At 69.3% G+C, this 25,408-nt stretch carries 15 protein-coding genes; 8 read left to right on the forward strand and 7 right to left on the reverse strand.

The genetic code is table 11. The features are described from left to right. Positions 1–58 precede the first annotated feature (58 nt). The 4 genes from rimM to ffh form a co-directional block, all read right to left on the reverse strand. Positions 59–643: a ribosome maturation factor RimM gene (rimM, locus tag ODE13_RS13285; protein WP_322479693.1), complete on the reverse strand. Its 585-nt coding sequence runs from the start codon at positions 641–643 to the stop codon at positions 59–61. A gap of 25 nt (positions 644–668) precedes the next feature. Then, positions 669–911 (reverse strand): RNA-binding protein, encoded by a 243-nt coding sequence (locus ODE13_RS13290; protein WP_179543267.1) that lies wholly within the window; start codon positions 909–911, stop codon positions 669–671. A gap of 18 nt (positions 912–929) precedes the next feature. Next, a complete protein-coding gene (rpsP, locus tag ODE13_RS13295) occupies positions 930–1,355 on the reverse strand; it encodes a 30S ribosomal protein S16 (protein WP_322479694.1) in 426 nt (141 codons plus the stop codon). Between the two features lie 204 nt (positions 1,356–1,559). Continuing rightward, complete coding sequence (gene ffh, locus ODE13_RS13300; RefSeq protein ID WP_179543268.1) at positions 1,560–3,188, reverse strand: signal recognition particle protein; 1,629 nt, start codon at positions 3,186–3,188, stop codon at positions 1,560–1,562. Positions 3,189–3,293: 105 nt separating this feature from the next. On the opposite strand from ffh, the gene ODE13_RS13305 reads away from it, so the two are divergent. The 4 genes from ODE13_RS13305 to ODE13_RS13320 all read left to right on the forward strand — a co-directional run bounded on the left by ODE13_RS13305 (position 3,294) and on the right by ODE13_RS13320 (position 11,590). Then, positions 3,294–6,722 (forward strand): glycosyltransferase, encoded by a 3,429-nt coding sequence (locus ODE13_RS13305; RefSeq protein ID WP_322479695.1) that lies wholly within the window; start codon positions 3,294–3,296, stop codon positions 6,720–6,722. Positions 6,723–6,867: 145 nt separating this feature from the next. Beyond that, entirely contained in the window at positions 6,868–7,248 is a 381-nt protein-coding gene (locus ODE13_RS13310) for a hypothetical protein (RefSeq protein ID WP_322479696.1), read from the forward strand. Then, positions 7,245–10,055, forward strand: a complete 2,811-nt coding sequence (locus ODE13_RS13315; RefSeq protein ID WP_322479697.1) for a glycosyltransferase family 2 protein — start codon at positions 7,245–7,247, stop codon at positions 10,053–10,055. The genes ODE13_RS13310 and ODE13_RS13315 overlap by 4 nt, the downstream gene beginning before the upstream one ends. A 140-nt stretch (positions 10,056–10,195) precedes the next feature. Next, a complete protein-coding gene (locus ODE13_RS13320; protein WP_322479698.1) occupies positions 10,196–11,590 on the forward strand; it encodes an ATP-grasp fold amidoligase family protein in 1,395 nt (464 codons plus the stop codon). On the opposite strand, the gene ODE13_RS13325 is transcribed toward ODE13_RS13320, so the two are convergent. Next, on the reverse strand, positions 11,577–13,736 hold the full coding sequence (locus ODE13_RS13325; protein ID WP_322479699.1) for an acyltransferase family protein: 2,160 nt from the start codon (positions 13,734–13,736) through the stop codon (positions 11,577–11,579). The two genes, ODE13_RS13320 and ODE13_RS13325, sit on opposite strands and share 14 nt — an antisense overlap. A 310-nt stretch (positions 13,737–14,046) precedes the next feature. On the opposite strand from ODE13_RS13325, the gene ODE13_RS13330 reads away from it, so the two are divergent. The 4 genes from ODE13_RS13330 (at position 14,047) to ODE13_RS13345 (ending at position 20,408) form a co-directional block, all read left to right on the forward strand. Beyond that, positions 14,047–16,128 (forward strand): acyltransferase family protein, encoded by a 2,082-nt coding sequence (locus ODE13_RS13330; RefSeq protein WP_322479700.1) that lies wholly within the window; start codon positions 14,047–14,049, stop codon positions 16,126–16,128. Between the two features lie 217 nt (positions 16,129–16,345). Next, positions 16,346–17,584 (forward strand): UDP-N-acetyl-D-mannosamine dehydrogenase, encoded by a 1,239-nt coding sequence (gene wecC, locus ODE13_RS13335; protein WP_322479701.1) that lies wholly within the window; start codon positions 16,346–16,348, stop codon positions 17,582–17,584. Positions 17,585–17,707: 123 nt separating this feature from the next. After that, the gene (gene ftsY, locus ODE13_RS13340; RefSeq protein WP_322479702.1) at positions 17,708–18,913 is read left to right on the forward strand and encodes a signal recognition particle-docking protein FtsY; all 1,206 of its coding nucleotides are present in this window, start codon (positions 17,708–17,710) and stop codon (positions 18,911–18,913) included. 220 nt (positions 18,914–19,133) lie between these two features. Beyond that, positions 19,134–20,408 (forward strand): ammonium transporter, encoded by a 1,275-nt coding sequence (locus ODE13_RS13345; protein WP_322479703.1) that lies wholly within the window; start codon positions 19,134–19,136, stop codon positions 20,406–20,408. 85 nt (positions 20,409–20,493) lie between these two features. On the opposite strand, the gene ODE13_RS13350 is transcribed toward ODE13_RS13345, so the two are convergent. Together ODE13_RS13350 and smc are read right to left on the reverse strand one after the other, a co-directional pair. Further along, the gene (locus ODE13_RS13350) at positions 20,494–21,726 is read right to left on the reverse strand and encodes an MFS transporter (protein WP_322479704.1); all 1,233 of its coding nucleotides are present in this window, start codon (positions 21,724–21,726) and stop codon (positions 20,494–20,496) included. Between the two features lie 97 nt (positions 21,727–21,823). Next, the gene (smc, locus tag ODE13_RS13355; protein WP_322479705.1) at positions 21,824–25,390 is read right to left on the reverse strand and encodes a chromosome segregation protein SMC; all 3,567 of its coding nucleotides are present in this window, start codon (positions 25,388–25,390) and stop codon (positions 21,824–21,826) included. Positions 25,391–25,408: the final 18 nt, after the last annotated feature.

Below are 25,408 nucleotides of genomic sequence, written 5' to 3' on the forward strand. Positions count from 1 at the left end.
GAGGGATGCCTTCCTGTGCTTCCGCCGCGGCGCCTTCAGCGTCGAAGCGGAGGAGATGTCAGAACAGCCCGACCGGCGGGTCCAGTCGGATCGTGCGAGCCTCGACGTCGATCCCGGGAACGAGCTCCTCGACGAAGGGCACGAGCACCTCCTCGCCGGACGGAGTCTCGACGGACAGCAGGTCCTGGGCCGCGCCGGTGATGATCTCACGGGCCGTACCGAGGTCCTGCTCCTGAGCTCCCACGCAGCGGAAGCCGGCGATCTGGTGGCTGTACCAGCCGTCCTCGTCCTCCGGCTCGGCGGGGACCTCGACATGGAGGAAGGAGCCGCGCAGCGCCTCCGCGGCGTCGCGGTCGCCGATGCCGGCGAAGGTCAGCAGACAGATGCTCTTGTTCCACCGCTGGCCGGAGACGGTCAGCGAGGCGGTCGTGCGGTCGGGGGTGTCGCGACCAGGGGTGCGGATGAGCACGGCGCCCGGTGCGAGACGCACCGTGGGCTCATCGGTGAACAGCTGCACGGTGACCTCGCCGCGCACGCCGTGCGGCTTGCCGACACGAGCGACCCGCAGGCGCTCCGCCGTCTCCGGCAGTGCCTGCGGGTCGCTCGTGTCGGGGTGCTCCCGGCGCTGATGAGCAGAGCTCATGGGTGTCCGATGACCGTGACGCCGCTCAGCGGCGACGGTCGGTGTCGACGACGTCGACCCGGACGTGGTCCCCGTCGGGGAGCGCCGCGATCACGGTGCGCAGTGCCTTGGCGGTGCGTCCGGCCCGGCCGATGACTCGGCCGAGGTCGTCCGGGTGGACCCGGACCTGGAGCACATCGTGGCGGCGGCCGCTGCGGCGGCGCACGTCGACGTCGTCAGGCGAGTCGACGATGCCGCGCACGAGATGTTCGAGGGCGTCGGACAGCACTGCATCAGCCACTGTGGATCACTCAGCCTTGTCCTCGGAGACCTGCTCCGCAGCCTCCTCGGCGGGGGCCGCGGCGGTGGCCTCGGCCTTGGGGGCGCCGGCCTTCTCGGAGAGGACCGAACCCTTCTGCGGGATCACGAACTCTTCCTTGGCGGCCCGGGTCCGCAGGGTGCCTTCGGCACCTTCGAGACCCTTGAACTTCTGCCAGTCGCCGGTGATCTTCAGCAGTGCCAGGACCTGCTCGGTCGGCTGGGCGCCGACGGAGAGCCAGTGCTGGGCACGCTCGGAGTCGATCTCGATGAACGAGGGCTCCTCGGTCGGGTGGTACTTCCCGATCTGCTCGATGGCCGCACCGTCACGCTTGGTGCGGGAATCGGCGACGACGACACGGTAGTACGGTGCGCGGATCTTGCCCATCCGCTTCAGACGAATCTTGACTGCCACTTGAGTGGTCCACTCCTGTTTCTGGTGTCAGGGGCGCGGTCGAGCATCGCGCTGCGTGGGGATTGCTGCTCAGATCGATGCGACCGCTCAATGCCGATGAACCCGCCGCGGGAATAGAGGGTCGCCACGGCTGATCAAAGTACCTGCCTATTCTGTCAGAGAAACCGCCGTCGCGCGATTCGGCGCGCGCTGACGGCACTGAGCTCACTTGAGATACTTCTCGAAGCCCTTGGGCAGGTTCAGCTGGGACGGGTCGAAGTCATCCTCCGCACCGGCCCCGAAGCTCGAACCGTCCATGCGCCTGCTCGCGGCCTCGGCCTTCCGGCGCTCGGCCTCCTGGGCCTCCTGCGCGGCGCGGGCAGGGTTCCCGGAGCGCGCCTTCTTCTTCCCCTTGCCCTTGACGGCCTTCTTCTTCCCCTTGCCGGCTCCGGGACCCATGCCGGGCATCCCGCCCATGCCCTGCATGCCTCCGCCGCCGGGCATCGCTCCGCCGCCGGGCATCTGCGGCATCCCGCCGCCGGCCATCTTCTTCATCATCTTCTGGGCCTGGGCGAACCGCTCGAGGAGCTGGTTGACCTCAGAGACATGGACGCCGGAGCCCTTGGCGATACGCGCCCGACGCGAACCGTTCATGATCTTCGGGGCCACCCGCTCATGGGGGGTCATCGAGTAGATGATCGCCTCCACCCGACCGATGGAGGACTCGTCGAACTGCTCCAGCTGCTGGCGCATGCCCTGGGCGCCGGGCATCATGCCCAGCATCTTCTTCATCGAGCCCATCTTCTTGAGCTGCTGCATCTGCGCGAGGAAGTCCTCGAGCGTGAAGTCCTCCTGGTCGGCGAACTTCTGGGCCATCTTGGCGGCCTCGGCCTTGTCCCAGCTGGCCTCGGCCTGCTCGATGAGCGAGAGCACGTCGCCCATGTCGAGGATGCGCCGGGCCATGCGGTCCGGGTGGAAGACCTCGAAGTCCTTCAGACCTTCGCCGGTGGAGGCATACATCACCGGCTTCCCCGTCACCGAGGCCACCGACAGCGCCGCACCGCCGCGGGCGTCGCCGTCGAGCTTGGAGAGCACCACACCGGTGAAGTCGACGCCCTCGTTGAAGGACTGGGCGGTGGTGACCGCGTCCTGGCCGATCATCGCGTCGATGACGAAGAGGACCTCATGTGCTCCGACGGCGCTCTTGATGTCGGCGGCCTGCTGCATCAGCTCGGTGTCGACGCCGAGCCGGCCGGCGGTGTCGATGATGACGACGTCGTGCAGCTTCTCACGGGCCTCCGCGACGCCGGCGCGCGCGACCTGCACCGGGTCACCGGTGGGGGTCTCGGCCTCCGAGGACACGCCCGGGTGCGGCGCGTACACCGGCACGCCGGCGCGGCCTCCGCCCACCTGGAGCTGGTTGACCGCGTTGGGTCGCTGAAGGTCACAGGCCACCAGCATCGGGGTGTGGCCCTGGTTCTTCAGGCGATAGGCCAGCTTGCCCGCCAGAGTCGTCTTGCCTGCGCCCTGGAGGCCGGCGAGCATGATGATCGTGGGCGGATGCTTGGCGAACTGCAGCTCACGGGTCTGCCCGCCGAGGATGCCGACGAGCTCCTCATTGACGATCTTGACGACCTGCTGGCCCGGGTTGAGGGCCTCGGAGACCTCGGAGCCCAGGGAGCGCGCCTTCACACGGGCGATGAACTCGCGGACGACCGGGACGGCGACGTCGGCGTCAAGCAGGGCACGACGAATCTCACGGGCGGTGCCGTCGATGTCAGCCTCGGTGAGGCGCCCCTTGCCGCGCAGGTTCTTGAAAGTCGCTGTGAGGCGATCGGAGAGGGAGTTGAACACGGGGTGCAGGTCCTTGATCGACAGTGCTGGGGCAGGCATGGCAGAGCAGCTCCGGCCTGCGTGGCCGACCGGGCGTGTCAACTGCCGAACCTCTAGAGTAGCAATGTGCGTTGGACAGAGACTCCCCCGGCAGGGCCGCAGACGGTGCCCGCCTCCCATGTCGCCGCCTCGTCGGCTTCCCCACCCGCCCCTGCTCCGTCTGCGGACGGGCACTCGGACGACGGTTCACCCGCGGTCGCCTCGGCCGGCACGCGCACGGATGCCGAGGTCGTCGCGGCCGCCCTGGGCACCCACCAGGCGATGCTGCGCACAGTGGAGGACGCCCATCACCGGGCCGCCAGCAGCTGGGAGTCCGGCACCTCCGACGACGCCTCCGCCACAGCCCGCAACGGCCGTGCGCGCTCCCTCGCGACCGGGGCGGGCAGCTCAGCCGATGCTGCCGCCGCCGACTCCTCGGCCCGCCCGACGGACCGGCTGCGCCGAGCCCACGCCCAGGCCCACCGGCTGCGGGCCGACGAGCACCGGCAGCGCCACGAGTTCCTCGACCAGATCTCCTCCATCGCCCCCTCGGCGGTGTCAGCACTCGGCGCGCAGGACCTCGAGGCGCTCACCGTCCCGGCCGAGATCGGCGCCGAGGCTCTGCACACGCCCGCCCGCCAGCTCCAGGACGCGCTCGAGGCGTCTCAGGGCCTGCCCGACGGCGAACTGGGCATCTCCCGGCCGAAGCTGCCGGTCCGAGTGGGGCTCATCGCCTCGCCACGGGTGCACGCCCGCTTCACCGGCCTCGCCGACGTCGTCGGGCTCACCGGGGGCACCTGGCGGGAGCTCCTCGACGACCTGGACCTGCTCCTGGTGGCCACCGACACCGGCCCGCTGCCGCTGCAGTGGGAGGAGGCGCTGGCGGCCGACCCCGAGGCCCGCGCGCTGCTCGAGACCCTGGACGAGGCCGAGGAGCCCGGGGAGCGGCAGGCGCTCGAGCACGCCCTGGCACTGCGCCACCTGGCCCAGACCGTGATCCCCGCCTTCCGCGGACGCGGCATCCCGACCGTGCTGCTCTCCACGGCGGGCACCGACATCGCAGCTACCGGGGAGCTCGCCCGCGCCTGCTCCCGGATCGTGACCACCGATGCCGAGGCCGCCGCACTGTACCGCGCCCAGGAGACCGAGTCGATCAGCGTGGACGTGGTGCCCGCAGGGGTCAATCCGCTGATCCACAGCCCCCTCGGGACCCGCCCTGCTCGCACCGACCTGGTGGCGCTGCTGGGCTGCGAGCAGTCTCATCCCGCCCCCCATCTCTCCCGACCGCCCTATGCCCCGGCCCTGCTGGACGGAGCGCTGATCTCCGGCCGTCCGGCGGTGTTCCTCCAGCCGGACCCTTCCCAGGCCCCGGGTTCCGAGCACTGGGTGATCCCCACCCGGTACGGCCCATGGACCATCTCCGCGGACGAGGCCGCCGACATCGACCTGACCTACGGCACAGAGAGCCTGCAGCGCGGCATGGACGTGGCGCTCGCCATCAACGCCGTGGTCGGCTCCCAGGCGGTGTTCGACCCCCAGGTGCTGGAGCTGCAGGCCTGCGGCACCATGGTCATCGCCACCTACAACCAGGGGCTGAACTCGTACCATCCGCACACCTACATCGCGAACTCCGCCGAGGATGTGGCCAAGACCCTGCAGCTGACGTCGCGGGAGGAGCTGCGCCGCGTCCAGGCCGACGGCATCCGGAAGGTCTTCACGGACCACCACGCCTCGGATGTGCTGCGCCGCATCTGTGCCCGTGCCGGCCTCGAGGTCGCTCCGGTCCGTGAACGCGTGCTCGCCGTCACGACCGAGCACACCACGGCCCTGGCACGCGAGATGGCTGAGCAGAGTCACGGCGAGGTCGAGCTCATCACCTGGGAGGAGCTGGAACGGCGCATCACCGCCGAGGGCGCCGAGACCGTGGCCGCCGAGCTGGACGTGCTGCTTCCGGTCTCTGCGGACCGACAGCACTCCCCCACCTATGTGGCCGACCATGTGGCGGCGTTCCGCTATCAGTCGGCTGCGGTCACCCAGAAGCTCGTCGGTGACGCCGCCGCCACCGACGCGCAGGCCCACCGGCACCGCACCGGCGTCGTGGACCTGGACCTGACCGCCTGGTGGCGGCCGGAACCGACGCTGCTCTCCTCGGTGGAGTCGCTGCACCAGGCCGCCGAGCAGGAGCGGGTGTACTGCCTGGACCACCTGGGACACCACCGTGCGCGCAGGATCTCCGGATCGTCGAGCGGAGAGGCGTCGTCGGGCACCAAGGGTTCACCGGGCACCACCATGGCCCGGCCCTCGTTCTGGGAGGTGGTCCGCGGGGAGGCCCACACCTCAAGGCACACCCCCACGGTGATGCGCCGAAGGGGAGACGCTGCGCGGCCCTCGTCGGCGCCGTCGCCGTCCTCCCAGTCGTCACCCACCCCCTCCGCCGGATCCACCGCGGTGGCCCCCGCCCCCGGTTCCCCGGCGGCACGTCCTCGCCGCCCGCTGCCGGATCCGCACCAGGGCGACGATCTGCCCCAGGTGCAGGAGCAGGCCCGGCGCACCGCCGAAGAGCTCGACCTCAAGCTCGCCGTGGTGGTGCCGATCTACAACAACGGAGACCATCTGCGGCACAAGGCCTTCGCCTCGCTGCGCCGCTCCAGCGTCTTCGAACAGATGCACATCCTGCTCGTCGACGACGGCTCCACGGACCCGGCCACGGTGGACACCGTGGAGGAGCTGGCCCACGACTGGCCCCACGTCACCGCCTACCACCATGCCCGTGGCGGATCAGGCTCCGCCTCCCGGCCTCGCAACACCGGCCTCGCCTTGAGCTTCACTCCGTACGTGACCTACCTGGACCCGGATGACGAGGAGCTCGACGACGGCTACTGGGAGCTCATGGAACGTCTCGAGGAGGAGCCGGACGCCGACTTCGCCTTGGGCACGATGGCCGTCTGGACCTCCCGGCGCACAGTGCACGACTACCACGCCTGGTTCGCCGGTTCGATCCCTCACCGCGACGGACTCTTCCGGGTGGACCGGGACACGCTCCCCGCGATCGGCTTCCGGCCCGCGAGCATCGAAGCCCTCGTGGCCCGCACCGCTTGGCTCAAGTCGCTGCAGCTGGTTCAGCCCGAGGGAGCCGTCGGTCAGGACACATACTTCTTCCAGCAGCTGCTCTACCACACGAGGGCCTACGCCCCGGTCTACCGCCCGGTGTACACCTACTACGGCGCGGTGGACACCTCCATCGTGAACGTGGTGTCCCCGAAGTACTTCCGGAAGTATCTGATCCTCGAGCAGGCGCGTTCCGCCTGGCTCCGCGAGACAGGGCTGCTGGAGGCCTATATGGAGCAGCGCTTCGAGAGCTTCTTCGTGACCTGGTACCTGAGCAAGTACAAGCGCGTCCTGCCGCATGAGCGCCAAGAGGCCGCCGCCGTGCTGCGGGAGATCGCCGACGCCTACGGCGAGTACAGTTGGACGTCACCGAAGGCCCGCAGCTTCATCCAGGGCCAGCTCGACTGACCATCCGGATGTGTGCACCGCGCTAGCGCCTCTCCCAGGAAGAGCCGCTAGCGTGAACCAGAGCCCACCGCCCCGCGCGGGTCCTGTCTCCCCTGCGGAGCTCAGGGCCCGGCCCGTTCCATGACGAGGAGTACTGAGGACCCGCATGAGTGCAGATGCCGCGACCGAGCAGCAGCCCCTGTCGGAGGACGCACGCGACGTGATCGTCGCGCTGCTCGGCCAGCAGGAGGCTCTGCTCGCCGAGCTCCGCTGGGCCTACGACCAGCTGGAGCGGACCCAGGAGTCCGACATCGTCGAGCTCCGCGCCCGCGTCGCCAAGCTCGAACACCGCGTGGCCGCAGGCAGGCATGTCACCGCACCCGCCTCCGCGCCCTCGGCACCGGACTCCGCCGACTCCCGCGTCGGCCAGGTGCTCAAACGTGTGGAGAACGCCGTCCAGGAGCCGGAGCGCACCTTCCGAGCGGCGAAGCGCCGCGTGCGCCGCCAGGTCGGGAAGGCTGCCCGACGAGCAGGGCTCTCCCGGTGACCCCGACCCGTCTGGTGGGCCCTGCCGCGCGTCAGGCCGAGCTCGACCGCGCGCGCGAGCAGGTCGGCCAGCTGATGAGCTCAGCCGATCCGTTGGCGGCGCTGCGCGTCCACGGCTCCTTGGACACTCTCGGCGTCCGGGACTCGTCCCCCTTCTGGGGCGGACGGTCGGGCACCGAGGCGTTGGTGACAGAGCTGCTCCCCGCCGTGGGGGCACTCCCTGCGCTGGAGTCCGGCGCCTCACGGCCTGCCCTGCCCTGCTCGATCGCCGTCCTCGGTGATCCGCAGCTGGCAGAGATCCTGCAGGGCTCGGCCGATCTGCAGGCCGTCGACCCGGACGACTGGGAGTCTGCAGTGGCTCCTGCCGACGCGGTGCTGCTCTCCCCCCAGACGGTGAAGTCACCGCGAGCGCGCGGGCGAGTCATCGCCGCCGCCCGGGAGGCCTCCATCCCGCTGATCTACCTGGACCTCACGCTCCCGGTGCCCCAGCCGCCGGAGATCAGGCTCGCCGCGCGCTGCGACGTCGTCCTGGCCGTCTCGGACACGGCAGCCGAGGAATACCGCGGCGGGGTCCCCGCCTCCGTGCAGGTCGCCGAGCTGGTGCACCCCATCAGCCCGCTGCGCCGATCCCCGCTGGGATCTCGTCAGCAGCCGATGCGCCTGGTCTCACACCTGGAAAGCCGGCGCGCCGGAGCTCTCGACAAGGATGCCCGCTGCAGCCTGCAGTGGATCCACGACGGGGTCATCGCCTCGGGGTCACAGCTGCTGATCGATGAGAACGTCCACGGCCGTGGGGCCTGGCGTCACAGGACCCCGGTGCGGCACCGACCGCACCTTGCTCCCTCGGCGCGGACGCTCGTCTCCGAGTTGGACCGGCTCGCCCCGGTCAGCGTGGTGACCCAGGAGGTGGCCGGCTCACAGACCTTCTTCTCACCACGGACGCTGGACCTGCTGGCCTCGAGCTCCCTGGTGCTCTCCACCTACAACCAAGGGCTCAACTCGCACTACCCGGAAGTGCACATCGCGAACTCGGCCGAGGACGTGGCCGCAGGCCTGGAGGAGCTGCACCTGGAGGAGCTTCGCCGCGCTCAGGGCGACGGCGTGCGCCATGCCTTCCGCCGGCACCACGCCGTCGACGTGCTGCGCGAGGCACTCAGGATCGCCGGGCTCCGGGTCCCGGACGCCGCGGACCGGGTCCTGGCGGTCACTACCGAGGACGAGCGCGCCGACCAGCTCCTGGCGGAGGAGCTGCAGGTCCAGCAGTCCGGCGCAGTAGAGCTCGTGAGCTGGTCCGAACTTCCCGGACGAGAAGGCACCTTCGACGTGCTGCTGCCGGTCTCTGCCCGCCGACGCTACTCCCCCACCTATGTGGACGACCACCTGGCCGCGCTCTCGTACCAGTCCGCGCCGGTGACCGGGAAGATCGACGCCGACAGTGCAGAGGCCGCAGACCGCCACGCCCATCGCGACCTGGAGGGTCCCGGGCTGAGCGCCGATCGGGCCTGGCCGGCAGCGGCCCCTGACGGGCCGCTCACCGACATCTCGCTCAGCGCGTGGCTGCACCCGGATGCCGCGCGGCTGGCCTCGCCCGAGGCGCTGTGCGCCGGTGCCGGCCGAATCCACCTGCAGGACCACCTGGGGCACCATCTCCGCGAGCCGGGGCTCACGGAGATCCACGTCCGCTCCCACGAGACCACGGCGGCAGAAGACTCTGCCGGAGGTCCTGCGGAAGACACCGTCCGGCGGGCCCCGAGCGCTCTCACCCACGGTGAGGACCTCGAGGCGGTCCGCAGGGAGATCGTCCGGACGGCCGCACGTGAAGAGCTGGACCTCTCGGTGATCGTCCCGGTCTACAACAACGGCGAGCACCTGCGGCACAAGGCCTTCGCCTCGCTGCGGCGGTCCACCGTCTTCGACCAGATGCACATCCTGCTGATCGACGACGGCTCCACCGACCCGGTGACCCTGGACACCGTCGAGGAGCTGACCACGGCGCACCGCAACGTCAGCTCCTTCCACCATGCCCGTGGCGGATCAGGCTCGGCCTCCCGCCCCCGGAACACCGGACTCGAACTGGCGCAGACCCCGTACCTCACCTACCTGGACCCGGACAATGAGGCCATCGAGGACGGCTATGCCCGCCTCCACGAGGAGATCACAGCCCACCCGGACGTGGACTTCGTGCTGGGGAACATGTCGCAATGGGCGCGCCGACACACCCGGCTGCCTTACGCGGGGATCCTTGCGGAGACCTTCGCCGCCCAGATCGAGGAGGACGGTTCTCTGGCGGTGCCTGACCGCGCGCTGGAAACGCTGAGCTTCCGTCCGTTGGGCATCCAGACCGTCGTCGCGCGCACCGACTGGCTCAAGGGGCTGGGCATCAGCCAGCCCCCCGGGGCCGTCGGGCAGGACTCCTACTTCTTCCAGCAGATGCTGCACTATGCGCATCGGATCCGGACCCTCGACGTCGGCGTGCACACGTATTACATGGCCGTGAGCAACTCGACGATCAACACCCTGAATCCGAGCTACTTCAAGAAGTACCTGCCGCTGGACAGCGCACGGGCCCGGTGGCTGGACGACGTCGGGCTGCTGAAGGCCTACCGCCGGGACCGGTTGGAGCGTTTCCTGGTCTCCTGGCACCTGCCGAAGCTGAAGAAGGTCCGACCCGAGGAGTGGTACGAGGCCGCGGAGAACCTGGCGGAGCTGCTCGCCTGCTACGGCGAGCATGTCTGGACCGACCCTGCCGCGCTGGAGTTCTGGGATGACCTGGAGGAGGCACGGAAGAGTTCGGCGAAGCGCCGCTGAGCCTCCCCAGCCGCCGCTCAGCCCAGAACTCCGCCTGCGGCGACTTCCCGAAACCGCGGCCGCACAGTACGTTGGATCCAGCGACGTCCGCCACCGCGGGCCGGGACGGTCGACGCTTGTCAGCCACGGGAAGGAATGCCATGCCTCATGTCCCTCCGGGGCTGCGCCGCAGGATCCCAGGCATCGGCTGGCGCGACCGGAAGATCGCGTTCCTGGAGACCCGCGTCGACCAGCTGGCCGCTTCGCGGCAGGAGCTGCAGGACCTGCTCTCCGCGGCACGCACCTCGTTCCGGGAACGGCTCCAGCAGTCCCATGCCGAGAAGGCCCGCCTCCGTGAGGAGCTGCAGGAGACCCAACGGAGGCTCGAGGCCGCGGAAGAGGACCGCGCGCGCTATCGTCGCTCCTCGTTCAAGGCGAAGCTCTCCTCCCACATCGCTGCGGTGAACACCGCGAAGTTCTCCGGCTGGCAGGCAACCTCCCCGGCGACGCAGTTGCCGTTCAAGCTGCGCAGCTACGCGCTGGCCCAGAGCCACGGGGTGAGGATCCCGACCGTCCACCGGGTGTGGGAGCGCGCCGAGGACATCCGCCTCGAGGACGACCTCGGCAGCGCTGACGGTGTCGACCACTTCGTGCTCAAGGCCGACGGTGGTCACAGTGGGCTTGCTGTCGTGCCGCTGCGGCGGACCGCCCACGGATGGGAGACCCTGACCGGGCACCGTGCGTCGAAGGACGGCGTGCTCGAGGCCCCTGTGATGCGCCGGCTGGATCGCGCCCGGGGGCCGTTCTTCCTGGAGTCCTTCCTCCAGCCTGAGTCAGCTTCCGGGTCTGCTCCCGGGGCCGTCGCGGACGGAGTTCCCGATGCCGAGGTGCGGATCCCCGAGGACATCAAGGTCTATACCGCCTACGGAGAGATCCTCCAGGTGCTGGTGATGCGCACCCAGGGTGTGGAGATCATGGACCGGAAGTCCTTCACCCGACGGTACTTCGACGCGCAGGCCAGGTGCCTCGGAGAGGTGCTCCCCGGAGCCGCCTACGACGACACCATCACCGCGCCGCGGCAGTGGGCGGATCTGATGGCCGCAGCCCGTCGACTCTCGGTCGCCGTGGGGACCCCTTTCGTGCGCGTGGACCTCTACGCCACCCAGGACGGCCCCGTGCTCGGTGAGCTCACGCCCACTCCGGGCGGCGCCCAGGAGTACCTGCTGGACCATGACCTGGCGCTCGGGGCGGCCTGGATGCGCGCCGAGGTCCGGCTCTCCCGCGACATCGCCCGCGGTCGGCCTGCGGGCACGCTGTTCGGCCCTCAGGAGTACACCTGGTGGTACCCGGAGGTCGATGCCGACGCCAGGGATTCTGCCGAGCCGCAGGGTCCCTCGACCTGGCCGCGGCTGCAGGCCGAGGCCCAAAAGCACTTCACCGCCCCGGAGGAGACCGGGCAGCGCCCCACCCTGGAGGAGTCCCAGGGCTCCACCGTCGACGGCGTGCCCGCGCCGCACCAGGATGCGGCGACGCCCTCCGCGCTCAGTCCGCGCTGAGGATCGCGTCCTCAAGCCTCTGACCGATCTCATCGGTGACGGAACGCACGAAGTTCTCCGAGAGGTGGCTGTTGTCCCGGAAAGTGATCGCCCCGCCGAGCACCGCATGGCAGGTGACTTCGTCGCAGAGCAGATCCTCGGTCGGGACGAAGTGGAAGTTCTCCACGCCCCCGAAGACCTCGTCAGACCGGGTCAGCCAGCGGTCACCGACCCGGGTGTCCTCCAGGTCGTCATCACAGGCGGTGACGTCGTCCTCGTGGAGCGCCACACACTCGGGCAGGGTCTGCTCCTCCTGGCTCTCCTTGTTCATCCGTGGGACCTCACCGAAGACGGCGACCTCCTTGCCGGCCTCCAGCCACGCGTCGATGGGGGCGTACATCGCCCGAGCGGTGTCGGTCAGCTCGATGTCGTGCGCAGGCAGGTCGAGGTCCGTGCCCGGATCCCCGAAGGAACTGTGCATCTGGCTGGCCGCGATCACCACGGTCTCGACGTCCTCGTCCTGAGCCAGCTTCTCGACGATCTCGGCGTTGGCCCGAGCACATTCTCCGGAGTCCTCGTCGATCTCGCCGGCTCGCGGCGTGCACGCCGACCGGGTGAGCACGAGCAGGCGCTTGTGGTGCTCCTGAGCGATCTCGTCGAGGGCCGGCAGCCACATGGTGGCATGGGAGTCGCCGACGACGGCGATGGTGCCCTCGGCAGCAGAGGCTCCGGCACCGAGCCAGCACTCCGGAATGCCCTCTGCGTCGGTCTCGGCCTGGCAGTCCGGGTAGGCGGGTTCGCTGTTCTGCGCGGTCACCTGCGCCGGATTCGGCATCAGTCCCAGATCGCCCTCGAGCGGATCCCCGCACTGGTCCGGGTTCGCCAGCGCGGCATACCCGTAGCAGGGGTGGTCCTCGGAGAGCTCCGTGTCCGCGAAGCCCCGCTCCACGGCGGCCACGGCGACGTGCGCGGTGGAGATCACCAGGGCCATCCCGGCGGCCGCGGCCACCAGGCTGCCCCAGGTGGGGCGCAGGAGGCGCGCACGACGCAGCGGGGTCTCCACGTACCGGGTGCTGAAGGCGGAGAGACCGATGACAGCCAGGATGAGGAGGCCCTTGACGTACCAGCGATCGGCCTCATCGCTGAGGTAGGGCGAGAAGATCACCACCGGCCAGTGCCAGAGGTAGATCGCGTAGGACCAGTCACCCACAGCCGTGGCGGGGCGCCGCGAGAGCCACCAGTGGATGCCGGTGCCGGCCCCTCGCCCACCGCACATCAGGATCAGCACAGTTCCCACAGTGGGCAGCAGCGCGGCCCAGCCGGGGAAGGCCGTGGTCTCGGAGTAGAACCAGGCCGAGGAGAGGATCATCGCCAGGCCGAGCCAGCCCAGCAGGTCGGCCAGCCGGCCGGTGAACTGGCTGGAACCCATCACCAGCGCGAGCAGCGCGCCGAGCGCGAACTCCCATATCCGAGTCGGGGTGACGAAATAGGCCTGGGCGGGATCCTGGCCGGTGTACCAGACGGAGAAGACGAAGGACGCCACGCCGAGCACGGAGAGCACGGCGATGAACGTGGTGCGGACAGCCTGAGGGGTGCGGGCCACGCGGGCCCGGGTGACCAGCAGGGCCAGCACCAGCAGCAACGGCCAGAGGACGTAGAACTGCTCCTCGACGGAGAGGGACCAGAAGTGCTGCACCGCCGTGGCCTGCTCGTCGAGCTTGGAGTACTCCACCGAGTCAGCGGCGAGGATCCAGTTCTGCACGTAGAGGGTGGAGGCGACGATCTGGCGCAGCGTGGACTGCCACGCGGTGGAGGGCAGCACAAGGACAGCGGTGACAGCGGTGACCAGCAGCACCAGCAGACTCAGCGGCAGCAGGCGACGGATCCGACGGGCCCAGAACTGTCCGAGCTTCAAGGTGCCGGTGCGGGCCGCCTCCTTGAACAGGTGAGCGGTGATCAGATATCCGGAGATCACGAAGAACACGTCGACGCCGACATAGCCGCCCGGCAGACGTTCGGGCCAGAAGTGGTAGGCCACGACGAGCAGCACGGCAAGAGCACGCAGCCCCTGGATCTCGGGCTGGAATCGGCTCCCCCGCCGCGACCGACCCGACATGGACGGCGTGGGGGCCGGCGTCGCCTGGGGCGTGGTGGAGGATGCGGTCATCTGCGTGGCTGTCCTGTCTCAGCGGATCTGATCTGGGAGGGATAGTGGCGGTCGGCCCGAGTCCTGGCGTCGCACCGTCCCAGCGAACAGTAGCCGATGCGCCGCCGCAGCGAGGATCCATTCGGCGGCTCTTCCAGCAAGTTCATGGGGACTTCCCAGATTTCTCCGCCAACCTGCACGTCCGCCACGTGCCGGTCCGCCTCGTCACGCTGCGGCTGGAGGTGACGGGGGACTCACCGACGAAGTCTCCTGACCTGATCATGGTCGGACTACAGTGGATGCCGCCACGAGACTCCAGGAGCACCCCACCTTGTCCACACCGCCGCCCTCTGCGCCGTCGTCGGCCGCCCACTCCCGATCCCTGGACCGCGGTGTCCCCGTCAGCCGTTTCCGGCCCGAGCTGCACGGAGTCCGTGGCGTGGCGATCCTCGGCGTGGTGCTGTTCCACATCTTCGGCGGTGGACGTGTCTCCGGCGGCATCGACATCTTCCTGGCGATCTCCGGGTTCCTGTTCACCGCGATGCTGTTGCGTGAGGCAGCCTCCCGTGGCGGGAGGATCAGCCTGGCACGGTATCTCGCCCGGCTGGCCCGGCGGATCCTGCCGCCGGCCGTCGTCGCCGTCGCGGTGACCACGATGGCCGGACTGCTGATCCTGCCCAGCACTCAGCACCACCAGATGCTCACCGAGGCACGCGCGGCGCTCCTATACTTCGAGAACATCGAGCTGGTGGCCTCCCAACTGGCCTATGAGGCTGCCGGCCCCGGAAGCAGCCCCTTCCAGCACTTCTGGTCGCTCTCGGTCCAGGGGCAGTTCTACCTGCTCTGGCCGATCCTGGCTGTGCTCTCCGTCCTGGTGGCCCGCGCGCTGCGCCGACCCGCGATCCAGGTCATGACGGTATGTGTCTCCCTGGTGCTCATCGCCTCCCTGGCCTACGCACTGCTGATGCAGCAGCAGCACCAGGAGGCCGCCTATCTGATGACCCGCACCCGGATGTGGGAGCTGGCCTTCGGCGGGCTGCTGGCTCTGCTCGGCGCGCGCCTGACCCTGCCGCGTCGACTGCGCGGGGCGGCAGGATGGACCGGACTGCTGCTGATCCTCTCCTGCGGATTCGTCCTCGACGGCGCGGCCCTGTTCCCGGGACCCTGGGCGCTCTGGCCGCTGCTCGGCCTGGCCCTGGTGCTGGCCTCCGCAGGCCCGGAGGGCGGACAGGCAGACCCCGCGACGTCGGCGACACGGATGCTCTCCACGCGACCGTTGGCGTGGGTGGGCAACATCGCGTACGGCCTGTACCTGTGGCACTGGCCCCTGCTGATCTTCCATCTCGAGCTCTCCGGCCGTGATCAGGTGGGCGTGCTCGACGGGATGGCCCTGGTGGCACTCTCGCTGCTGGCTGGCTGGGCCACGTTCCAGGGGATCGAACGCCGCACGGCATCCGGGGGATCACTGGCGCCGCGCGTTCCGCTCACTGCGGCCGCGGGATCGCTGGCCATCGGCGCAGCGGCCACCACGATCGCCCTGATCGGCACGACGCTGCAGCTTCCCGAGGGCTACTCCATGGCCGGCGCAGACCGACAGCAGCACCCCGGAGCCGCCGTGACCGTCGAGGATGCCGACTCCGCCCCGGCGGGAGCGGAGATGTTCCCCGGACCCGAGCTGCTGGCCGCCGACCGGCCGCAGTACTACACCTGGGACTGCCGGCAGCCTCCCTACGGCGGCATGGACACCGCCGAGGTGCTGATCTGCGAGGATCCGGATCCGCCGCCGGATCCCTCACGGACGGTCATGATCACCGGCGGCTCCCACGCCGGACAGTGGCACCACGCCTGGATGATGCTCGCCGACACCTATGGCTGGGAACTGATCATCGCCGACAAGTCCGGCTGCCGGCTCCAGTCCACCGAGAACGCCGCGACGAACGCCTGTGCGGCCTGGAACGAGAACCTCATCGACGCTGTGGCCGAGCGGGCGCCTGATCTGGTGGTCACTCCCGGCACCGTCATGGACCGGGACGGCGAGTTCATCGTGGACGACGCTCCGGAACGCTGGGAGGAGATCGTCGACACCGGGGCCGAGATGCTGCTGATCCGCGGCACCCCACGTCCCTCCCAGCGGGTCGCCGACTGCCTCGCAGAGGGCGGCACTCCGCAGGACTGCGGAGGCGATCCTGCGCAGATCGCCGAGACCGATCCGCTGGAGGTCCAGGACCTGCCCCAGGGAGTGCACACCGTGGACCTGACCGAGCACATCTGCCCGGGACGGACCTGTGACGCCGTCGTCGGCAATGTGCCTGTCTGGTATGACGGCAGCCACCTGAGCACCTACTACGTGGAGACCCTCGCCCCGATCCTGGAGGACCAGCTCCAGGAGGAGATCCCGGAGCTGTTCCGCTGAGGGCACGGCCCGGTCATCCGCCGCCTCCGGTCGGCGCTGTGGAGGGGCTGGTGATAGTGACGTGATATAGAGTTGCTGGCGTTGCCGTGCTGTGCCCGTCTGCGCTCCCTTGTCTGCCTGCGGAATCTCTTCAGGCCTGGCCCGGAGCGGGGGTGGGCCGGTCTCGCGGCTGAGGTCTCATGGTCTTGTTTCGTGTAGTTCGAGGAAAAGAGTTCTTGTGGTTTCGAGGGAGTTCTCGACTGTCGGTGTGATCGGTCTGGGGTATATCGGATTGCCCACGGCCGCGATTCTGGCTGACAGTGGTGTGCGGGTCATCGGCATGGATGTCTCGGCGGGCAATGTCGAGGCGATCAATGATGGTCAGGTGCCCTTCGTGGAGCCTGGTCTGCGGGAGGTCCTGCAGCGTGCGGTGGCTGCGGGGATGCTCTCTGCCTCGACCCAGACCCCGAGTGCGGATGCCTATATCGTGGCGGTGCCGACCCCGTTCACCGAGGGTCATTCTGCTGATCTGTCCTATATCGAGGCTGCTGCTGATGGGATCGCTCCGAAGCTGACCGGTGGGGAGCTGGTGATCCTGGAGTCGACCTCTCCGCCGGGGGCCACGGAGCATATGGCCGAGCGGATCCTGAAGGCTCGTCCGGATCTCTCGGCCGGGGATCTGTTGGTCGCGCACTGTCCGGAGCGGGTGCTGCCGGGGCGGATCATGGTGGAGATGATCACCAATGACCGGATCGTGGGGGGTCTGACCGTCGAGGCGGCGCAGGCGGCGAAGGTCCTCTATGAGAACTTCTGCACCGGTGAGGTGCTGCTCACTGATGCCAAGACGGCGGAGATGGCGAAGCTGACCGAGAACAGCTTCCGGGATGTCAACATCGCGTTCGCCAATGAGCTCTCGGTGATCTGTGATCAGCTGGGCATCGATGTCTGGGAGCTAATCGGTCTTGCCAATCATCATCCGCGGGTCAATATTCTTCAGCCTGGCCCTGGGGTGGGTGGGCATTGCATCGCGGTGGATCCCTGGTTCATCGTCGATGCGGCTCCGGAGGCGGCGCGGTTGATCCGTACTGCTCGGGAGACCAATGATGCCAAGCCTGAGTGGGTGCTGGGGCGGATCGAGCAGGCCTTGGAGCATCATGGTCGTGAGGCCACGGTGGCGTTGATGGGTCTGGCGTTCAAGGCTGATATCGATGATCTGCGGGAGTCTCCTTCGCTCTCGATCGCTGAGCGTCTGGCTGAGCGTGCTCCGGAGGCGCGGATCTTGGCGGTGGAGCCTCATATCGAGGAGCTGCCGGAGTCTCTGGCGCAGGCCTCGAATGTGTCTCTGGCGGGGATCGATCAGGCGTTGGATTCTGCGCAGGTGTTGGTGCTGCTGGTGGATCATGGGCAGTTCAAGGCCATTGATCCGGCCCGGTTGGCTGGTCATACGGTGATCGACTCCCGCGGCATCTGGCGCTGATCCCCACCCCGTGAGGGGCTTCCGACACCCACCGCGGCCCCGGTGCGGTCCCACCGGCCGAAGCCTGCGGCGGCACGGGCGAAATCCACCCTCCAGAGTCACCGACTGTGACACACTGGGCGGGTGGATTTTGACGTTCTGACCCTTTTCATCGTTCTGGCAGTCATCTTGGCCGGGACCGTCGGCTTCTTACTGCTGCAGGGCGGCAGGAAGCTCCCCGAAGGGACCTATCCGGAGACCCGCGACGCCGACGACCACCCTGAGGGGCCGACTGGCACCGCTGTCGCAGAGGCTGACACCGCGCCGCTGACCTCGGAGGAGGAGGCCGCAGTCGAGGCGGCCGAGTCCGTCGAAGCGGTCGAGGAGGCCCCTGAGACGACGGCCCCTGCGGTCGAGACCCCCGAGCCGGTGGCCGGCCGTCTGGCGCGGCTGCGCGCCCGGCTGGTGAAGTCCAACAACGTCTTCGGCAAGTCGCTGCTGGCCCTGCTCTCCTCCGACTCCATCGACGAGGACGTCTGGGACGAGATCGAAGAGACCCTGCTGATGGCCGACCTCGGCACCGAGCCGACCATGGAGCTGGTCGAGCGGCTGCGCGAGCGGGTCACCGTCGAAGGCTCCCGCGACCCCGAAAGGGTGCGCTCTCTGCTGCGGGAGGAGCTGACCGCGCTGGTCGACCCCTCCCTGGACCGCAGCCTCACCCTGGACGCCTCAGGGCGCCCCGCCGTCATGATGGTCGTCGGCGTCAACGGCGTCGGCAAGACCACCACGGTCGGCAAGCTCGCCCGTGTGCTCGTGGCTGAGGACAAGGACGTGATCCTCGGTGCCGCGGACACCTTCCGTGCCGCCGCGGCGGAGCAGCTCACCACCTGGGGCGCCCGGGTGGGGGTCCCCACCGTGAAGTCCGACGTCGAAGGCGCCGACCCCGCCTCGGTGGCCTACGAGGCCGTCTCCGCAGGCATCGAGCACGAGGTCGACGTCGTCATGGTGGACACCGCCGGCCGCCTGCAGAACAAGGCCAATCTCATGGACGAGCTGGGCAAGGTCAAACGGGTGATCGAGAAGCTCTCCGACGTGGACGAGGTGCTGCTGGTGCTCGATGCGACCACCGGGCAGAACGGCCTGAACCAGGCCAAGGTCTTCTCCGAGGTCGTGGACGTCAGCGGCATCGTGCTCACCAAGCTCGACGGCACGGCCCGGGGCGGCATCGTCGTCGCCATCCAGCGACAGCTGGGTGTCCCGGTGAAGCTCGTCGGCCTGGGCGAGGGCCCGGACGACCTCGCGCCCTTCGACGCCGAGAGCTTCGTCGACGCCCTTCTCGAGGAGCGCTGAGCCCACCCCTCCTCGACCACCCAGACCCATCCGCAGTCAAGACTGCCGCGTGTAAGCTCCCGCTCATCGCCCCGGATCCCAGTGATCCCGGGTGAGGAGCGGGAGTTTTTACGTCTCTGAAACAAGAGGGCGGCGTCGTCGAAACACGGACCGACAACCATGGAATCCAGCTCGCATCGGTGAAAGACATCGGTGAGTAGTTGTTTCCTTGGAGGGACACATGGAAATCGTGATCGAAGACGTCGGCGTGATCTGGGTGATCGTCGCCGGAGCGCTCGTGCTGTTCATGACGCCGGGCCTCGCGCTCTTCTACGGCGGCCTCTCGCAGACTCGCTCTGCGGTCAACATGATGATGATGAGCTTCGCCGCCATGGGCCTGGTTGCCCTGACGTGGGCACTGTGGGGCAATGCCATCGCCGGGGCGGATCCGGTCGCCGGCGGCCTGTTCGGCAACCCGACCTCGGACTTCGTGCTCTTCGAGTCCATGGCCGCGGGCGGTGACTCCTTGGTGTGGGTCGGCTTCGGTGCCACGTTCGCCATCATCACCACGGCCCTGATCTCGGGCGCAGTGGCTGACCGTGCCAAGTTCGCCGGGTGGATGGTCTTCGTCCCGATCTGGATCACGCTGGTCTACGCTCCGCTGGCCTTCTGGGTCTGGGGCGACGGCGGACTGCTCGTCGAGGGCGGCTTCATCGGTGACACCGTGGGCGAGGCCGTCGACTTCGCCGGCGGGCTCGTAGTCCACATGTGTGCCGGTGTGGCGGCCCTGGCCCTGGTGCTCGTCATCGGGCCGCGTCAGAAGTTCGCCCCGAACAAGCCGCACAACGTGCCGTTCGTCCTGCTGGGTGCCTCCATCCTCTGGTTCGGCTGGTTCGGCTTCAACATCGGTGAGGCCGCTGACGTCGAAGAGGCTTCGCTGAACTGGATCAACACGTTGCTCGCACCGGCGGCAGCCCTGGTCGCCTGGCTGATCACGGAGTGGGCTCGCGGCAAGAAGCCCACCCCCGTGGGCGCAGCCTCGGGAATCGTGGCCGGCCTGGTCGCCATCACCCCGGCGGTGGCCTTCGTCACCCCACTCGGCGCCATCATCATCGGCCTCGTCGCAGGTCTGGCCTGCTGCTTCGCCGTGGAGTTCAAGTACGGCAAGTTCGACGACACGCTCGACGTGGTCGGTCTGCACCTCGTCGCCGGTCTCTGGGGCACTCTGGCCATCGGGCTGTTCGGGAGCGAGGAGCTCATCGCGGACGGCCGAGGCAGCCTCTTCCTCAACGGTGACTTCTCCCTGCTCTGGGCGCAGATCGTCGCCTGCCTGGTGACGCTGGTGTTCGCCTTCGTGGCCACATATGTCATCGCGATGGCCATCCACAAGACCATGGGCTTCCGCGTCGAGCCCGAGGTGGAGCGGGGCGGCATCGACACCGTCGCCCACCGCACCGATGCCTACTCCAGCGACGCCGTCCCCTCGGCGGCCGAGACACACAACGTCTCGAGCTGACACCGGCACTCGCCGTGACAGGCAGCGGGCCGGAGGAATGCGCATCATGCGCATTCCTCCGGCCCGCTCGTCTGCCTCCCCGGGCTCACCCACTGCGCTGGAGGGTCTCCGGCGCTCGTGTCCAGGCGATGGCACCCATCATCAGGATGACGCCGGTCAGCCCGAAGGCCCATGCATAGCCGAGATGGTCGACGATCAGCCCGGCCACCAGCGGGCCGACGATAGCCCCGAGGTCCTGAGTCATCTGGAACGTGGCGACTACCGGCCCCCCGTTGCGCCCCTCCCCGACGACATCGGCGATCGCCGCCTGCTGGGCAGGGTTGACCAGGCCGGTCCCCGCGCCGGAGACGAGGCTCAGCAGGATCAGCACCCAGGGTTCGGGGGCGAGGCCCAGCGCCCCGGTGGAGATCGCGGTGATGACCAGGCCCAGGATGATCGGGCCCCGGCGCCCGTACCGGTCCGTCCGACGGGAGAAGAGCAGCACCGCGGCGACGTTGCCCGCTGCGAAGGTCGCCAGCACCACGCCGGCCAGCTGTGAGGAATCGATGATGAACCCGGAACCGACGAAGGCGGTGGCGGCGAAGAGCGGCACCATCGAGTTGCGCAGTCCGAAGGTGGCCCAGCCGTTGGCGAACCCGGCGGTCAGCGCCGCCCGGTAGCCGCGCACCGCCCAGGCCTCCTGCAGAGTCGCCCGCTGCCGTTCGTCCCGGCGTCCACGATCCTCCAGGCGGGAACCGCGCAGCATCACGAAGACGATCATCGCCGCGACGACCAGTGCGCCCCCGTAGACTAGGAACGGCACGTGCGGTCCGAAGACCAGCAGCGCTGAGCCCACCAGGGGCCCGGCCACATTGCCGATGAGGAAGGCCGAGGCGTACGCCCCGGAGATCTTTCCGCGGATGCTCGGCGGGGACTTCCGTGCCAGGAAGGTCATCGCCGAGACGGTGAAGAACGTGGAGCCGATGCCGCCGACCGCCCGGAAGGCCAGAAGCAGCTCGTAGCTCGGTGCGTAGGCCGTGGCGATCATCGATGCCGCGACGATCAGCAGCCCCACCACATAGACCGGGGTCTCCCCCAGCATCTGGGTGAGCTTGCCCGAGGCGGGCGCGAAGACCAGCCGGAAGAGTCCGAAGGCGGAGACCACCGCCGAGACGGCCAGTGCCGAGACTCCGAAGTCAGCCGCGTACTGCGGAAGGATCGGTGCCACGATGCCGAACCCGATCGCCACCACGAACGCCGCCACGATCAGCACGCGCAGCTCGTTGGGGATCGGGGTCCGGGTGCGGTCCGCGGTGCGTGCCGCATCGTCGACAGCCATCCTTCACTCTCCTGGGAATGTGTCGGCGCAGCAGACGGCCGACGAGAAGTCTCTGACCTGCTTCGCAACGCCGGACAGGGTCGCCTTGTTCCCAGGATCAGACGGCGGGCTGAGACTCCGTCGCCCGGTCTTCTTCAGCGCGGGCGAGTCGTTGGGAGACCACTCGGGTGGAGCCGTCCTGGCGCATGGAGACGCCGTAGAGCGCGTCGGCGATCTCCATGGTCCGCTTCTGGTGGGTGATGACGATCAGCTGCGAGGCGGCACGCAGCTCCTCGAAGATCACCAGGAGCCGGGAGAGATTGGTGTCGTCCAGGGCCGCCTCGACCTCGTCCATGACGTAGAAGGGACTCGGGCGCGCCTTGAAGATCGCGACCAGCAGGGCCACGGCTGTCAGTGAGCGTTCTCCGCCGGAGAGCAGCGAGAGACGCCGGATCCGTTTCCCCGGCGGGCGGGCGTGGACCTCGATGCCGGTGTTGAGCATGTCCTCCGGATTGGTCAGCTCCAGGTGGCCCTCGCCGCCGGGGAACAGCCGGGCGAAGACCCGTTCGAACTGCGCCTTGGTGTCGACCCAGGCCTCGGTGAAGACGCGTTCGACGGTCTGGTCGACGTCGGAGATGATCTCCAGCAGGTCCTGCCGGGACCCCTTGAGGTCGGCCAGCTGCTCCTGCAGATAGCTGTGCCGCTCTTCCAGGGCGGCGTGTTCCTCCAGGGCCAGCGGGTTGACGTTTCCGAGCGCCTTCAGGTCCCGGCGTGCCCTGTCCAGGCGGGTCTGCTGCTCGGCCCGGTCGTAGGGTCGAGCCTCAGCGTTCTCGTCCTCCGGATCTGGAATGGGCTGGTCCGGGCCGTAGTTCTCGATGAGGTACTCGGGGCTCAGGCTCAGCTCCTCGTGGCCCCGCTGCTCGGCGGCTTCGAGACTGACCCTCAGCTCCGTACGCGTCAGCTCGGCCTGGTGGAGCCGACCGGTGACGGACTCGAGATTCTCCGCCTCGGCCTGTCGCTCCTGCCGCAGCCGTTGGATCTCTGCGGCCAGGTCCCGATGCCGATGCTGAGCGTCGTCGTGGGCGTCCTGAGCCTCCTGCAGGACGGTGCTGATCCGTTCCACCGCCTGCTCCGCCTCGGCCTGCACGGCCTCGGCCTGCTGCGCCCGGCTGCTGCGCGCCTCGGCGACGCGCCGGGCCTGCTCGCGCCGGGACTCCTCGGCCTGGGCGCTCCGACGCAGCCCGGCCGCCCGCTCCTGCAGCTGGTGATGCTGCTCCTCGGCCGCGCGCAGGGCCAGCCGCGCCTCCACCTCTTCACGCCGATCGGCGGAGGCCTGCTCGGAGAGCCGGTCGCGTTCCTCGGCGGAAGGCTCCTCCTCGACGTCGTCGCTCTCCGCTGCGGCCAGCCGTGCGGAGGCCTCATCGAGCTGCTCCTGCGCGTGCTGCCGTGCCTGAGCCACCTCGGCGATCTCCGTCTCCGCCGCCGCGATGCGCTCTTCGGCGCGGGAGACCTCGGAGCTGAGGCGGCCGAGCTGCTCCGTGGTGGCAGTCATCTCGGCGTCGTTGGCGTGCAGCGCCTCCAGGCTCTGCTCCGCGGCCAGCTCAGCGGCGCGCGCGTCACCGGCCTGAGTCTCCGCCGCCGCCTGCACCTCGGCCAGGTCACGTTCGGTCTGCCGAAGAGTCTCGGTGAGCTCGGTGATCTGGGCGGTGATCGCCACATCAGAGTTCTCCAGGGCGGTGCCCCCGATGTGCTCGCCGCGGCGCAACACATCGCCGGAGGCGGTCACCGCCGTGCGCACGCCCGAGAGCGCCAGCGCCTCGCGTGCAGAGTCGAGATCCGGGCAGAGCACCACACCGTCCAGGGCGTGGGACAGCGGGGCGCTGAGCTCGGCGGGACCGCTGATCGCGGCGCCGGCCGACAGCACACCCTCGGGCAGCCGCGCGGTGAGATCGCCCGCCGAAGGGGAGTCCGCCGTCTCCTGAGTCGGATAGATCAGGTGCGCTCGACCCTCATCAGCCTCGGCCAGCCGAGCCAGGGCCTGGGCCGCCTGCTCGGCGTCGGCCGCGACGAGGGCCGTGTCCAGGGATCCCAGGCAGGCGGCCAGCGCCTTCTCCCAGCCGCCGGTCACGGTCAGCCGATCGGCCAGCGGGATGAGCTGCTCCCACTCCCTGCGCAGCGCCGCCGCCCCATCCCGGGGCGTGCGGGCCGCCGAGAGCCCGGAGAGCCTGGCCCGGTACTCGTTGACGGCGGCCTCGAGCCGACGACGTTCGGCCAGGAGCTCGTCGTAGCGACCCTTCAGCCCGTCGTACCGTGCCTGAGCCTTCTCGTAGGCGGCGTCGAGGTCCTCCTCGCCGGTCTCGATGCCGGCGATCCTCTGCTCCAGGTCGGCGAACTGGGCGCGGGAGCTCTCCCGCACCTGCCGAGCCTGCTCACGCTGCTCCTCAGCCCGACGCCGGCGCGCCTCAGCGGCCTCGATGCGCCCCTGGGCGGCGTCCACGCGGCCCCGCAGGGTCGCCAGACCGGCGCGACGGTCGGCGACGGCCCGCAGCTGCTCCGTCAGGCGGGTCTCCTCGGCCTTCAGTGCCTCCTCGCTGGCGGACCGACGCTCGCTCGTCTCCTCGAGGCGGGTGCGGCTCTGCTCCACCTCGGTCTGTTGGGTCTGGGCCTCCTCCGCGACCTGCTGAGCCTGGACCCGGAGCTGCTCGGGGTCCCGCCCGGAGTCCTCCACCGTGGCCGAGGCGTAGAGGCTGCGGGATCGCTCGGCGGCCACCGAGGCCACGGAGCGCAGCCGCTCCTGCGCCTGGGCCAGCCGGTGGTGACCCGCCAGCAGTTTCTCCCCGCGCAGCCGCTGCGCGCGGGACTGCTCCTCGAGGGCGGTGATTCGCTGGTCCTGCGCCTGCAGGGAGGCTCGCAGCTCCTCAGCCCGACTGCGGTCCTCCTCCTCGCCACGGCCCGACTCGTGCAGCGCGGTGGCGGCCTGGATGAGGTCGTCGGCGATGAGTCGGGACAGAGAGTCACGGACGTCATGCTGGATGCGCTGGGCCCGGCGGGCGACCTTCGCCTGGCGACCGAGCGGCGCCAGCTGACGGGAGATCTCGGAGATGAGGTCCTCGAGCCGATCCAGGTTGCCCTGCATCGACTCCAGCTTCCGGACGGTCCGTTCCCGCCGCCGCCGGTGCTTGAGCACGCCGGCGGCCTCCTCGATGAACCCGCGTCGCTGCTCCGGTGTGGCCTGCAGGATCTGGTCCAGCTGCCCCTGGCCGACGATCACGTGCATCTCCCGGCCGAGCCCTGAGTCGGAGAGCAGCTCCTGGATGTCGAGGAGGCGGCACTTCTGCCCGTTGATCGTGTAGTCCGAGCCTCCGGTCCGGAACATCGTCCGGCTGATGGTGACCTCGGAGTACTCAATGGGCAGTGCGCCGTCTGAGTTGTCGATGGTGAGGCTGACCGAGGCGCGGCCGAGCGGCTGCCGATCCGTGGTCCCGGCGAAGATGACGTCTTCCATGGAGCCGCCGCGCAGGGACTTCGCCCCCTGCTCCCCCATCACCCAGGCCAGGGCGTCGACCACGTTGGACTTTCCGGATCCGTTCGGACCGACGACGGCGGTCACCCCGGGCTCGAACTCGAAGGTGGTCGCCGAGGCGAAGGACTTGAAGCCCCGGATGGTCAGCGTCTTCAGATGCACGCCCGGTTACCCTCCTTC

The sequence above is a fragment of the Nesterenkonia sp. HG001 genome (assembly GCF_034438835.1).
In the GTDB taxonomy this organism is placed as follows: Bacteria; Actinomycetota; Actinomycetes; order Actinomycetales; family Micrococcaceae; genus Nesterenkonia; species Nesterenkonia xinjiangensis.

What these genes read in the sequence shown, in the direction of transcription:
- ODE13_RS13345 (WP_322479703.1), top strand. Translation starts at nt 19,134, where the DNA reads ATGGAAATCGTGATCGAAGACGTCGGCGTGATCTGGGTGATCGTCGCC.
- ODE13_RS13320 (WP_322479698.1), top strand. Translation starts at nt 10,196, where the DNA reads ATGCCTCATGTCCCTCCGGGGCTGCGCCGCAGGATCCCAGGCATCGGC.
- ODE13_RS13325 (WP_322479699.1), bottom strand. Translation starts at nt 13,736, where the DNA reads ATGACCGCATCCTCCACCACGCCCCAGGCGACGCCGGCCCCCACGCCG.
- ODE13_RS13310 (WP_322479696.1), top strand. Translation starts at nt 6,868, where the DNA reads ATGAGTGCAGATGCCGCGACCGAGCAGCAGCCCCTGTCGGAGGACGCA.
- ODE13_RS13350 (WP_322479704.1), bottom strand. Translation starts at nt 21,726, where the DNA reads ATGGCTGTCGACGATGCGGCACGCACCGCGGACCGCACCCGGACCCCG.
- rimM (WP_322479693.1), bottom strand. Translation starts at nt 643, where the DNA reads ATGAGCTCTGCTCATCAGCGCCGGGAGCACCCCGACACGAGCGACCCG.